The organism is Microaerobacter geothermalis, from assembly GCF_021608135.1.
Classification (GTDB): domain Bacteria; phylum Bacillota; class Bacilli; order DSM-22679; family DSM-22679; genus Microaerobacter; species Microaerobacter geothermalis.
In genome coordinates, this window is sequence record NZ_JAKIHL010000028.1 from 35,651 (window position 1) to 48,301 (window position 12,651).

Here is a 12,651-nt window from a genome sequence, read left to right on the forward strand (position 1 = left end):
CAGTCCATACTTATCATTGTCCTGCGCGGCACAACTAAAGTTCATCAGGAGCAAAACTCCCCCTAAATTAAGTTTTCTTTATTTTACTTCACTTAAGCAGGAAACTGCTTAGCCGATTTAATGGTGTTTGACAACAGCATGGTAATGGTCATGGGACCCACCCCACCAGGCACTGGAGTGATGTATGACGCGATTTTCCTTACTTCCTCAAAATCAACATCTCCCACCAAAGTTCCATTCTCGATGCGATTAACCCCTACATCTATCACAATAGCTCCAGGTGATACATATTCCTTGGTAATCATCTTCGGACGTCCAACTGCAGCAATTAAAATATCTGCTCGTCGTGTGATCTCTTTTAAATGATTTGTTCTGGAATGACAAATGGTTACAGTTGCATTTTTTTGCAGTAATAAAAGAGAAACAGGTTTCCCGACAATGTTGCTTCTGCCAATGACCACGGCATGCTTTCCTGAAATCTCTATTCCGGTTTTTTCAATCATTTTAATAATACCATGTGGTGTACAAGGTAAAAAGCAGGAATCACCAATAACCATATTTCCTACATTAATCGGATGAAAACCATCCACATCTTTATAGGGTGAAATGGCGGCAATTACTGCTTTTTCCTCAATGTGTTCAGGCAAAGGAAGTTGGACCAATATTCCATGGATCTTTGGATTTTTATTTAATTCCGATATTTTTCCCAACAGCTCGTCCTGGGTAGTCGATTCAGGAAGATGAATTAATTCGGAATACATACCTACTTCTTGACATGCTTTTCTCTTCGCTTTGACATAAGAAAGAGAGGCCGGATTATTCCCAACTAAAATGACGGTCAAGCCAGGAATAATACCCGCCTTCTTTAGTTCTTCCACTTCCGATTTCATGGTTTCACGCATTTCTTTCGCTAATACTTTTCCACTTATGATCACTCCAGACATCAGAAACTCCCCCTCGTTCTTTTCATCACAAACTTTAGTTTATATCTAACCAACAAAGTTGTAAAGGCGAATACTATTGCAAAGAGAGGTTTTAATGTTCGGATTTTTTGTCCTCCCTGATGGTTTTGCTCATTTCTGCCAACACACCGTTTACATATTTGCTTGATTGCTCAGTACCAAATTTTTTTGCCAATTCAATGGCTTCATCAATGACAACAGCCACAGGGATCTCCTTCTGGAAAAGAAGTTCATAAACAGATAGTCTTAAAATCGCTCGATCTACTCTTGCCAAACGATGAATCGCCCATCCTTTTAAAAAAGGGGTCAGGGTATCGTTAATTTTTTTCAAATTATGCGTGGTACCTTCCACTAATTGAAACAAATAGGAATCCTTTTCTCCACCTTGGGCTTCAATAACGGAGGCAATCGCTTCCTCAGCGGAATTTTTCGTCATTTCCATTTGATATAAGGCTTGTATCGCTTTCTCTCTAGCTTCTCTTCTTTTCACACTAAATTCTCCCTCGTTAGGTTTTGCTTACCCTATCGTAATTATTATTTACTTTTTGGCTCTATTATATTGTTCCGGCCACTGGATTTCGTGATTTAACATGCGGGCCGCTTCTAATGGCCAATAAGGGTTGCGCAACAGTTCTCTCCCTAAGGCAATCAGATCAGCTCTACCATTGAACAAAATCTCCTCAGCAAGCTCCGGGGTAGTAATAAGGCCAACCGTTGCCGTCGGTTGATTTAGCTTCTTTTTTATCGCCTCGGAAAATCCCACTTGATATCCAGGATAGACAGGGACTGTTATCGGAAGAAGTCCACCGGAACTCACATCAATGAGATCCACCCCTTCCTCATAGGCTGCTTCGGCAATGGAAATCGTATCCTCTATAGTAATTCCGCCTTTAGCATAGTCACTGGCTGATAGCCTTAAGAACAGAGGTCTTTCTTCTCCCCATTCCCGCTTAACAGATCTGATTACTTTCCTTAAGAATAGCATCCTGTTCTCCAATGGACCTCCATATTGATCCGAACGACTATTGGTTAATGGGGATAAAAATTCATGGATAAGATACCCGTGAGCACCATGAATTTCAACAACATCCAGACCAATCTCCTTAGCTCTTCTTGCTCCATCCGCAAAGGCTTTAATGATCTTCTCAATCTCTTCTTCCGTTAGCTCCTCAGGAGTTGGGGAATCAGAATTAAACGGAATCGAACTGGGGGCTACAATTTTTTCACCGGGAACAACGCATTTCCGCCCAGCATGCGCCAATTGAATGCCTACTTTGCTTCCATTTTCATGACAAAGATCTACGATCCGTCTTAATCCATCAATATGTTTGTCATCCCAGATTCCCAAATCTCTATTGCTGATTCTACCCCTGGGTTCAACAGCAGTCGCTTCCAACATGATCAAACCAACGCCACCAATGGCCCTTGTGGGATAATGTATGAAATGCCAATTCGTTGGTTTTCCATCTAAAGTTGCTGAATACATACACATTGGAGACATCATGATTCGGTTTTTTATGGTCATATTTTTAATCATCAACGGTTGAAACAAGAGAGCCACAATTCATTCCTCCTATTTGAAAAAAATTTCATACTTACAATACCATTTATTGCTGCAAGGATACAAGTTAGATATCGTCGTCAAAACACTGGATATTTCAAAAAAACAAGAAAAAAGTGTATCCTTAGGATCCACTTTTTTCTGAATCAAATCTATTTAAACTTTTCCGGCAATATTTTCTGTAAAACCTCTTTTAAATCTTCCTTGTTATCCAATTTTCTCCCAACCATATAACCTAAAGAGAGGATAAGGAAGACCACGATCATGTCCAGAAGTCCAAAGAAAAGATACACGATGCTAAAAAAAAGACCAAATAAAATCCCTAAAACTTTCCCTTTATGTAACCAAACCCAATCCCACACAAGAAACTCTCCTTACTCCACTCGGCGAACTTTTTGTTCAGCGGCGTTATTGACAATATCAGCAACCAAGACGGTTACTTGATGGATGGGAATAGCTGAGATCTCTTCCACATGTGATTTCACTCTACGTTGCAGCTGCTCCGACATCTCTTGTATGGATGAATGGCCATCAGCAATAACTCTTAAAACGATCACATTTCCCTTCTCAGAGGTTCTGATCTTTACTTTCACTTCTCTTACACCGGGAACACTTGATGCTTCTTTGATGGCCAAATGCTGTAAGGTAGCTATGGAAATCCGTATGTCTCCAAGATCATTCCTCTGATTAATCGTATCTACTCCGCGTTTTCTTTTAAGCAATACCGCCATCAATCGAAAACTTGCAGCCAAAAGAATGAACGACATAATGAGAATCAGAAGACTTCCATTTCTGGATTGATATACCAAACCTAACCCATCTGTCAGTATGTAACGAGGAATAAGCCTAAGTCCCATAAACATCATGATGATGGAAAGAAGGGCAACAAATAATGAAAAAACAAAGAATATAAAGCGATCGAAAAAGTTCATCCATTTCCCTCCTACCCTCTTTTAATAATACCCCCCAATCATGATTGGGGGGATGATGGCTAACGAACCCTTTGAATTTGTTCTTCCAATTGATTTTTATCTTTTTTCTCTTCAGTGGGCATAAATACACCCACCACATGGATATTTACTTCTGACACATGCAAACCTGTCATGTTTTCAATAGCCTGCTTGACGTTATCCTGAATTTGTTGGGCAATTTCAGGAATTCGATAGCCAAACTCAATAACCACCGAAACGTTGATTGATGCCTCTTTTTGCCCAACATTTACCTTCACACCTTTTGCCAAGTTCTTTTTTCCAAACCGCTCGGCAATATCACCCACGAAGCTGCTCCCGCTCATCGAAGCAACCCCTTTTATTTCTGACGTCGCCAAAAAAGCAATGACCTCAATCACTTCAGGTGCAATTTGGATCTTACCAAGATCTGTATGTTCATATTCTGGAATATAGGCTTCCATTTCCACCATAAACACCTCCTTGTCTTATACTATCAAAAAAAGAGAAGAAAATTCCACTTTAATCCAAGTTAATTTTGTAAGTTTCGAGGAACTTTGTATTAAAGTCCCCGCTAACAAATGCTTGATGATCAAGCACACTTAGATGAAAAGGAATGGTGGTATCAATACCTTCAATGACAAATTCTACAAGGGCCCTCTTCATTCTGGAGATGGCATCTTCCCTGGTTTTTCCCCAAACAATTACTTTAGCAATCATGGAGTCATAAAATGGGGAGATGACATAACCTGGGTATGCAGCACTATCTACCCGTGTGCCCGGTCCTCCTGGCGGAAGATACATTTGTATTTTACCAGGTGAAGGCATAAAGTTTTTGCTTGGATTTTCCGCATTAATTCTGCACTCAATGGCCCAACCGTTAAAGGCAATATCTTCTTGTCTAAGAGAAAGGGGATTGCCTGCAGCAACAGAAATCTGTTCCTTAATTAAATCTACCCCAGTAATCAGCTCTGTAACAGGATGTTCTACCTGAATCCGTGTATTCATTTCCATAAAATAAAAGTTACCATGCTTGTCTAGTAAAAATTCAACCGTTCCCGCCCCAGAATAATTTACTGCTTTAGCGGCAGCAACAGCAGCTGCTCCCATCTGTTCTCTTAATTCAGGATTTAACGCAGGAGAAGGAGCTTCTTCGATCAATTTTTGATGCCTGCGCTGAATGGAACAGTCCCTCTCTCCCAGATGAACGACATTACCCTGTTTATCAGCGATAATCTGTATTTCCACATGACGCGGTTCTTCCAAATATTTTTCCAGATACACACCGGGATTGCCAAAGGCGGTTTCAGCTTCCTTCTGAGCCATGTTGATTGCTTTTTTGAGTTCGTCTTCAGAATAAGCCACCCTCATCCCTTTTCCGCCACCCCCTGCCGTTGCTTTCACGATAACCGGGTAGCCAATCTCTTTTGCCGTTTTAATGGCTTCATCAATCTCTTTGATTATACCGTCTGTTCCAGGTACAACAGGAACTCCTGCCTCCTTCATCGTCTCCCGGGCTACAGCCTTTGCCCCCATTTTTGTGATGGCCTCAGCAGACGGTCCAATAAAAGTGATGTTGCAAGCTTCACAGATCTCGGCAAAATCGGCATTCTCCGCTAAAAAGCCATAGCCTGGATGAATGGCATTGGATTCAGTTAAAGTTGCAACACTCATAATATTGGTTAAGTTCAGATAACTCTCTTTAGACGGTGTAGGTCCTATACAGTATGCTTCATCAGCCAAACGAACATGAAGGGCTTCTCTGTCCGCTTCGGAAAATACGGCAACTGTATAAATGCCCATTTCCCGACAGGCCCTAATAATTCGTACTGCAATTTCTCCGCGATTTGCAATGAGCACTTTATTAAACATTGTCGTCCTCCTTTATTCCGGTTTAACCAGAAACAAAGGTTGTCCATATTCAACTAATTGCCCGTTTTCCACAAGAACTTTTACGATTTCACCACGAACCTCGGCCTCAATTTCGTTCATTAGTTTCATTGCTTCTACGATACATACCACAGTATTTTCCTTTACTTTATCTCCAACGTTTACGTAAGGCTCAGCATCAGGGGCAGGAGCTTTATAAAAAGTACCTACCATTGGAGATACAATTTTATGATAATTTACATCATCTTCAACAACAGTCAATGCTTCAGGTTTCTTCTCTTCCACTTTAGGTGCAGGTACAACCGGAGCAGACTCCGTCTTTACTTCAACAACCGGTGCAGGAGCAGCATGCTGGACAGATTCAGGTTGTTCAAATCCATTTGTCTTTAAGGTCCCCTTTTTCATTGAAATTTTGGCTCCATCACCCTCAAACTCGAATTCTGAGATGCTGGATTGATCCACTAATTTGATCAATTCCCTGATTTCCTGAATTTTTAACATCTCTTTTCCACTCCTTTTTTATCTAAATCAAATTCCTAACCTATATCATACGTTATTCTCACCAACTTGCCAACTCTGAGATTCATTTCCACAAAAAAATCCCTGCATTAGGGATTTTTTATATAGAAGGAATTAAAGAATTCATACAGACAGCCTTCGAGTTCGTACTAAGCGTAGAAGCTAAAGGACGGGAATTAGCCGTCAAAATGACTCCATCTTCGAAATACCCAGATGTTTTGATGGCTCTGTTCTTTGGCCTAGATGCGGACATGAATCAATTCCAGACGAACTCGACTAGCGGACGAGTGAATCTTTAATTCCAGATCTATAAATAGGGAATAATCATACATTATGGTTTGAAACTTACAGTCACATTGCTGCCCGAAACTTTTAGCTGGTCGCTAACCAATTTAATAATTTTTACGATCTGAGTTCTTTCGGGTTCATCACTTTGGATAATGACCGTTACCCGATCATCCTTGGAGATGACCACTGCATCGTTATACCCTTCAGCTTTAATCAATTCTTCCAACTGAAGTTCCACATCTTCTAGAGCTTGAATTTTATCAATACTGGCCTTTGCTTGGGCAATTGCTTCAGCTGAAGCATCAGAAGTTAGTACTTCCTTCAACTGCTCGATTTGCTGAGACCTAAGAATTTCTCTTTGCAGCTTATAACTGACAAAATAATCGTTGCTGTTTTTTAAGACGGATGATTGTGGCTGATTCCCTTCAGGTATTGGGATATTTTCGGTAATCGTAACCATTTCCTCTGAATTTTGCTCCTGGTTGTTATCCACTATCTGAATCCTATTGACAGGGGTTGAAAACAACAGATATGCAGCTAACACAATCATTAGAGTAAGCATGGATAGCAACCATATCGTTTGCTTTTTTAACGTCATCTTTTTCCCTCCTATTTTTTCTTTGGCAAAATTGAAATATTGTGAACGGGAACATCAAGCACCCGCTGCACTGCCTCTGTAATCCACACTCTGACCTGGGCATTTTCTACTCCATTCGCTACGATGAGAACCCCCCTTACCCTTGGTTTTAATGTTTTCAGCACGATGGGCTCTTCTCCGTTATCTGTTCTCTTTAAAACAACTTGGACATCCTGTGAACGGTCTTCAATATCTCTGGACGAACCCTTCGTATCCCTCTCCTTGGTTAACTGCTGATTGGTATTTCTGTTTTTCTCGATCACCCTTTCCTCTGTGGAGTCTAAATTTACCATTACCGATATGCTGTCTACCCCAACCATTTGCTCCAATATTTCTTTAAGTTCAGACTCATACATCTCTTCGTAGTCTTTCATCGTTAAATTCTTTGCCGCTCCTGTACCAAAGGCTGCCTTATCCAAAATCTCTTGTGGATTATTGGGCGGCAAATCTTCTTTAACAGTGATAAAATCGGTGATGATCATGATTCCAACCCCAATAGCTGCCAAAAGAATAAGCCACTGTATTGGAGTTGTTTTTTTATTTCTTTTTTCTAAATTCTTATGGTCTATCCACTTTGACAGCCATCCCTTCTCTCCCATAATTACTCACCCCTTCTTACAAATTGAATTCGAATCTGTTCCGGTGGTATATCCCAAGAAATGGATAATCTTTTTCTTAATTGCTTGCTAACGGCAGTGGTTTCTGATATATCCTTCCTCATTTCTTCACTCACAGGTACTGATTCTCTTTTTTCTTCAATATGAACATCGATGGGCTTTATTTCTACAGGCTGGATTGAGAGGGTATCAGATTCTTTCGTTGAGTTGGTTTTCTGATTCAGTTGAGTGATAAGGAGAGACACTGCTGCCAGCTGCCGCTGTCCATTTTTTTGTTCCATACTTACATCCACCTGATTGACTTGAACAGGAAAGGAATTCTCCACTTCTTCTGTTATTAACTGTTCGATTTTCCCTTCTACTTGATTCATAATCAGAACGTCCAAATTCTCCTTCAATTTCTCTCCCTGCTCCTTGATGGATGAAACGTCCGGCTGATTGGCGGTGACTTCTTCACTTGCCAACCATTTATCGATGGAAAGGTTTTGAGGGGTTATTTCTTTCTTTAGAAGGAAGAATATCGGCTGTAAAATGGTGACAATAATAATTAAACCAACCACAAACTTTATATACCTTTGATATGATGAGGAAGGAATAAGCAAATCAACAAAGGTAGCTAGTAAGATCAAAATGATAATTTTTTTAAACCATAGGCTCAAGAGAGCAATCATATCCTCTCACCTCTAGCGAATCATCACTGATATATTTCCCGCCGTAATCATGATGGTTATTGCAAGAAAAAACATAAGTCCTACAGTTGCCAAGGCGGCAAAAACATAGATGAGATTTTTGCCGATGGTTTCTAGGCATTCTATAATGGGACTATTGCCTAATGGCTGCATCACAGCTGCGGAAAAATTATAAATAAGGGCTAAGGACAAAATTTTTATCGCTGGAAATGCTGCAAGAAAAAGAAGTATCACAACGCCTGAGATCCCTACAGCATTTTTAATTAATAATGATGCTCCCACAACGGTATCCGTCGCATCAGAAAACATTCTCCCTACAACTGGAACAAAATTGCCGGTGATAAACTTTGCCGCTCGAATTGTAATTCCATCGGTTGCTGCGGCGCTTGCCCCTTGAACTGAAACGATTGTCAGAAATACAGTAAGAAAAATTCCCAGTATTCCAATCCCAATATTCCTTGTGAGCTTGGCCAGTTGTGAAACTTGATATTTTTCGGAAAAGGTGCTGACGATACTGATCACCGCCGAGAAAAACAACAGAGGAAATACGATATTTACGATTAAAGTTCCACTGATATTAACCATCAAAATAATCAACGGATGGAACAAGGAAACGGAAACGAAATTGCCCATAGAGGCCAACAGGGCTAATACCAGGGGAATAATCGCCAACATAAAATCATTCATTCCTTGTATGGCATCCCTTGCATAGTTAACAGCTAAATAAAAACTGTTAATCGCGATGATGATTAGAACCATATAGGAAATGGCATAGGCCACCTTGCTTACAGTATTTTTCTCAAATGCGGTTTGTATGGTCTCTAGAATCATGCTAAATACGGTTAATACCACAATGGCACCCAGTAATTTTAGGTTGATGATTAACTCATAAAACATAAATTTTAAAAAGCCTTTTAAAAAATAGGAAATTGAGAACTCATTATTCGAAAGGACCAATTGAAGAATATTTGGCACTGTCATCTCCGGAAAAAAACCACCATACTCATCCATTAATTCTTGCCAATATTTTTCGATTTTTTGAGTATCCAATTGTTCCCTTTGTTTCTCGACAAGGCCATTTACCGACCAGGTTTCCGCAAAACCTATAGGAGCAAGAAGAAAGAATAGGGTAGAAAATAGTACGATTCCTCGATACATAACACACATCCTTTACGAGGGAAGTAAATTTAAAACGGTTTCTATAATGATAGTAATGATGGGAATCGCCAAAACCATAATTAAAATTTTTCCCGCTAATTCAATCTTTGAGGCAATTGCGCCCTGACCTGCATCTTTGGTTATTTGCGCTCCGAACTCTGCAATATAGGCAATTCCAATAATTTTTAAGATCGTTTCCAAAAAAACCATATTGACATTTGCCTGAACTGCCACTTTTTCTAAAATCTGGATGACCTCAGAGATTTTCCCAACGAGATAGAAAAAAATAATCACACCTATAAAAATCGTAAGCAAAAAGGCAAATAACGGCTTATGTTCTTTTAAAATAAGGATCAGTATGGTAGAAACTAAACCTAGCCCAACAATCTGAATAATTTCCATGAATCTATCTCCTTAACGAAACAGAAATACACGTTTTATCTCCTGAAATAGATCACTTAGGTAATTAATCACCAAAAAAAGTATGATGACAAAACCGATTAACGTGACCCAATTGGAAATTTCTTCTCTCCCCATTTGTTTTAATACGGTATGAATAATGGCAAGGACAATCCCGATACCTGCGATTTGAAAAATGGCATTTACGTCATAACTCATTTTATCCCACCCCTACAGCATCAAAATTACAATTAAGATACCAGATAAAACTCCCAGGCTTTTACTTACCTTTGCATATTTTTCATGATCTTCCTTGGCTTGCAACTCTTCTACCTCCAGATTGGCTAAGGCGAGATGAATATGTTTTACCTGGTCTGCTTTTCCTGACAAACCGATCACATGTCCCAATTGTAGAAGAATCTCATACTCAGATTTTTTTAGAAAGGTGTTTCTCCATTCTTCATTTAGCGAGTATTTCCAGCACTCGATAAAAGATAGTCCATCCCCATTTTCTAAACGCTTGGCGGTCTGGATAAATAATGAACTTACCGGTTCCTTTATTCTTTTTCCAATATGGCGAAATGCTTCATTGATCGGCGTTGCGCCATACACCACTTCTGTCTCCAGCATCTTCAAAGCACTCCGCAAATTTCTGATCTGGTTTGGCCTTTCAGCATAGGTTTTTGCCAAATAGAAACCGAAATAGGTGGTGGCAAATACAACAATGGAGGCACCCAATATCTTCATCATTGCACTATCTCCTTTAAAAGGGAGCGAAACTGATCGTCATACACAGCATGAATCGTCCCTGGACCTTTTTTCCGGGATAAAATCACATATCTCTCAAAAAATCGCTGCTGTATCATCTGTGACAGGGTTGGTCTTCTGGCCACTTCATCAATATCAGTTCCGTGGGCGGTTGTCAGGATTTTAACCCCGGCATGGAGAGCCTCCTGGAGGGCATAAACGTCCTCTTTCCGGCCAATTTCATCAGCGACCAAGATATCAGGGGACATGGAACGGATCATCATCATCATCCCTTCAGCCTTCGGGCATCCATCCAACACGTCAGTCCTTGGACCCACGTCCTTCTGAGGAATTCCCATTACGCATCCGGCAATTTCTGATCTTTCGTCCACTAAGCCGATTTTGTAGCTGGAAATATGTCTCTCAATGCTCCCGTAACTTAATTGACGAACTAAATCCCGAAGGAGAGTAGTTTTGCCACACTGGGGTGGCGAGATAATCAAGGTACTCCTTAGTGATCGGTTCTCAAAAAGATATGGCAATAACTTAGAAGCAGCTCCTACCTTTTCCCTAGCAAATCGTATGTTAAAGCTGGTTATTTCTTTTATATGGTGAATCCCCCCACCTTGAAGGATTACTTTTCCGGATATACCAATCCGATGCCCCCCCGGAATGGTGATATAACCTCTCTTTAACTCTTCTTCAAGGGTATATAAGGAATGATTGCTGATCAGATTCATCAGTTTTATGCAATCTTCAGGATTTACTTTAAACCCCTCTTCAGAATGGGATGTCAGCTTGCCAGATGGGGTAATAAATTCAGATCTCCCGTTCCAAATTACTTCAAGCGGTTTCTGAACCCGAATCCTTATCTCTTCCAATTCCACTAATACTTCGGTCGGAAGGGTTTGAATTAATTGCCTGACAGAAGCAGGAAGAATTCTCAATATATCTTTTACCATGTAAGAGCACTCCCCATTTAACTTTGTCCACTCGATTTACCTAATTCATATGCGCGCTTGGACAATTTATGCCATTAAGAACAAAATCTCATTAGCAGTTTCTCCACATAAAAAAGCGGTTTTTAGCGATAAAGCTAAAAACCGCTTTTTTTGTTGATAAATCCACATACCTATTGCCTTATTTCATCATCCACGTTTTCATGAAGGAGATCATCATTTAGGATAATCAATTCATCGCATTCCGGGCATCGTATCTCGACCACGTCATCGTCTTCAAAAACATCTGAATCAACGCGGATAAATTCCGTACATTTTGGACATTTCAGTTCAAAATATCTGAGATCGTCATCATCATGTAAATCATCGTCTAAATCATCATCATCTTCTTCAAAGAGAAAATCCTCCACATCACTTAAATCTTCGTCAATTGCCTCCACATATTCATCCTGTTCTTTCATTCTTTGATTTAATTTTCTTATCTCTCTACCCATTTCTTCCATCAAATAAATTAATTCATTAATAATTCGTCCTTCTTTCTTGTTTTCTGTAATATCTAATCCTTCTGCTAATCCACGTAAATACGCCAGTTGGCTTTCCATTTGTTCCATGCAACTTCCTCCCTTTTAAATCTATCCTCCATAGTATAACTATATGAGGATACTTTTACACCATAAAGGGGAAGCTATTTTTTGACTCCAATAAGGATGAGAGAAACACCAAGGACAATCCATAAAAGTTTGGAATATGACAATTTATCCGATAATCCCAAAACCCCTATCGTTGTCGTTGTGATGAGAATAACCGGTCCAACTAGTGCTAATGCAGAATTTATCATAAGCGCCTTTTCAACCTGATTAGACTTTAAAATAAGCAGAGCGGCAAAAATCTCTATACTCCCGGATAATATCCTAAGACTTGCCATGCCTAGGACAGCTTTTTCAAATAGGTCAAACATATCCATCACTCCCAATGACGAAATAAAACTAGGTTTCTCAGATTTTTTAAAGACGTGTAAATCTTTGATATGAAAATAATTCCCTCCCGGGTCATACTGATCTAAAAATGTCAAGTGCTTGGTATCAATTTCCAGATAAAAATGGGTATAGGGATGCCCGGGATAATCGTTGTAAATGTTTCCAGTAGTTATGATGCAGTATTCTTCTGAACTTCGTATCCTAATTGACGCACCTTAGCGATAAAATATCTTTCCATTCGTTCTTGGTTTCGCTTCTGTAAAAAGTCTTCACCTAACTCTTTATAGTGATCATCGTTTAA

General features: G+C 39.8%; 18 protein-coding genes. All 18 read right to left on the minus strand.

Annotated elements, in window-relative coordinates:
* Nucleotides 1–92: 92 nt before the first annotated feature.
* The gene (gene folD / locus L1765_RS10770) at nucleotides 93–944 is read right to left on the minus strand and encodes a bifunctional methylenetetrahydrofolate dehydrogenase/methenyltetrahydrofolate cyclohydrolase FolD (protein WP_236407162.1); all 852 of its coding nucleotides are present in this window, start codon (nucleotides 942–944) and stop codon (nucleotides 93–95) included.
* Nucleotides 945–1,035: 91 nt separating this feature from the next.
* Entirely contained in the window at nucleotides 1,036–1,452 is a 417-nt protein-coding gene (gene nusB, locus L1765_RS10775; protein ID WP_236407164.1) for a transcription antitermination factor NusB, read from the minus strand.
* A 48-nt stretch (nucleotides 1,453–1,500) separates the two neighbouring features.
* On the minus strand, nucleotides 1,501–2,526 hold the full coding sequence (gene namA / locus L1765_RS10780) for an NADPH dehydrogenase NamA (protein ID WP_236407206.1): 1,026 nt from the start codon (nucleotides 2,524–2,526) through the stop codon (nucleotides 1,501–1,503).
* 149 nt (nucleotides 2,527–2,675) lie between these two features.
* Nucleotides 2,676–2,885: a DUF2273 domain-containing protein gene (locus tag L1765_RS10785; RefSeq protein ID WP_236407166.1), complete on the minus strand. Its 210-nt coding sequence runs from the start codon at nucleotides 2,883–2,885 to the stop codon at nucleotides 2,676–2,678.
* Nucleotides 2,886–2,897: 12 nt separating this feature from the next.
* The gene (gene amaP / locus L1765_RS10790; protein WP_236407169.1) at nucleotides 2,898–3,455 is read right to left on the minus strand and encodes an alkaline shock response membrane anchor protein AmaP; all 558 of its coding nucleotides are present in this window, start codon (nucleotides 3,453–3,455) and stop codon (nucleotides 2,898–2,900) included.
* A gap of 59 nt (nucleotides 3,456–3,514) precedes the next feature.
* On the minus strand, nucleotides 3,515–3,934 hold the full coding sequence (locus tag L1765_RS10795) for an Asp23/Gls24 family envelope stress response protein (protein WP_236407208.1): 420 nt from the start codon (nucleotides 3,932–3,934) through the stop codon (nucleotides 3,515–3,517).
* Between the two features lie 58 nt (nucleotides 3,935–3,992).
* Nucleotides 3,993–5,342 (minus strand): acetyl-CoA carboxylase biotin carboxylase subunit, encoded by a 1,350-nt coding sequence (gene accC / locus L1765_RS10800; RefSeq protein WP_236407171.1) that lies wholly within the window; start codon nucleotides 5,340–5,342, stop codon nucleotides 3,993–3,995.
* A gap of 12 nt (nucleotides 5,343–5,354) precedes the next feature.
* Nucleotides 5,355–5,861 carry an acetyl-CoA carboxylase biotin carboxyl carrier protein gene (gene accB, locus L1765_RS10805; protein WP_236407174.1) on the minus strand — a complete coding sequence of 169 codons (507 nt, stop codon included), beginning with the start codon at nucleotides 5,859–5,861 and terminating at the stop codon, nucleotides 5,355–5,357.
* Between the two features lie 349 nt (nucleotides 5,862–6,210).
* Nucleotides 6,211–6,765, minus strand: a complete 555-nt coding sequence (locus tag L1765_RS10810; RefSeq protein WP_236407176.1) for a SpoIIIAH-like family protein — start codon at nucleotides 6,763–6,765, stop codon at nucleotides 6,211–6,213.
* 11 nt (nucleotides 6,766–6,776) lie between these two features.
* Nucleotides 6,777–7,403, minus strand: a complete 627-nt coding sequence (spoIIIAG, locus tag L1765_RS10815) for a stage III sporulation protein AG (protein ID WP_236407178.1) — start codon at nucleotides 7,401–7,403, stop codon at nucleotides 6,777–6,779.
* 2 nt (nucleotides 7,404–7,405) lie between these two features.
* Nucleotides 7,406–8,092, minus strand: a complete 687-nt coding sequence (gene spoIIIAF / locus L1765_RS10820; protein WP_236407180.1) for a stage III sporulation protein AF — start codon at nucleotides 8,090–8,092, stop codon at nucleotides 7,406–7,408.
* A 12-nt stretch (nucleotides 8,093–8,104) separates the two neighbouring features.
* Nucleotides 8,105–9,268, minus strand: coding sequence for a stage III sporulation protein AE (gene spoIIIAE / locus L1765_RS10825; RefSeq protein WP_236407182.1), 1,164 nt, complete (start codon nucleotides 9,266–9,268; stop codon nucleotides 8,105–8,107).
* A 12-nt stretch (nucleotides 9,269–9,280) separates the two neighbouring features.
* On the minus strand, nucleotides 9,281–9,670 hold the full coding sequence (gene spoIIIAD / locus L1765_RS10830; RefSeq protein ID WP_236407184.1) for a stage III sporulation protein AD: 390 nt from the start codon (nucleotides 9,668–9,670) through the stop codon (nucleotides 9,281–9,283).
* A gap of 12 nt (nucleotides 9,671–9,682) precedes the next feature.
* Nucleotides 9,683–9,886, minus strand: coding sequence for a stage III sporulation protein AC (gene spoIIIAC / locus L1765_RS10835; RefSeq protein ID WP_236407186.1), 204 nt, complete (start codon nucleotides 9,884–9,886; stop codon nucleotides 9,683–9,685).
* Between the two features lie 12 nt (nucleotides 9,887–9,898).
* The gene (gene spoIIIAB, locus L1765_RS10840; protein WP_236407188.1) at nucleotides 9,899–10,417 is read right to left on the minus strand and encodes a stage III sporulation protein SpoIIIAB; all 519 of its coding nucleotides are present in this window, start codon (nucleotides 10,415–10,417) and stop codon (nucleotides 9,899–9,901) included.
* Entirely contained in the window at nucleotides 10,414–11,376 is a 963-nt protein-coding gene (gene spoIIIAA / locus L1765_RS10845) for a stage III sporulation protein AA (protein WP_236407190.1), read from the minus strand. Before spoIIIAA ends, spoIIIAB begins: the two co-directional genes overlap by 4 nt.
* Before the next feature lie 170 nt (nucleotides 11,377–11,546).
* Nucleotides 11,547–11,984 carry a CD1247 N-terminal domain-containing protein gene (locus L1765_RS10850; RefSeq protein WP_236407192.1) on the minus strand — a complete coding sequence of 146 codons (438 nt, stop codon included), beginning with the start codon at nucleotides 11,982–11,984 and terminating at the stop codon, nucleotides 11,547–11,549.
* A gap of 74 nt (nucleotides 11,985–12,058) precedes the next feature.
* Nucleotides 12,059–12,331: a YqhV family protein gene (locus L1765_RS10855; protein WP_236407194.1), complete on the minus strand. Its 273-nt coding sequence runs from the start codon at nucleotides 12,329–12,331 to the stop codon at nucleotides 12,059–12,061.
* Between the last annotated feature and the right edge of the window lie 320 nt (nucleotides 12,332–12,651).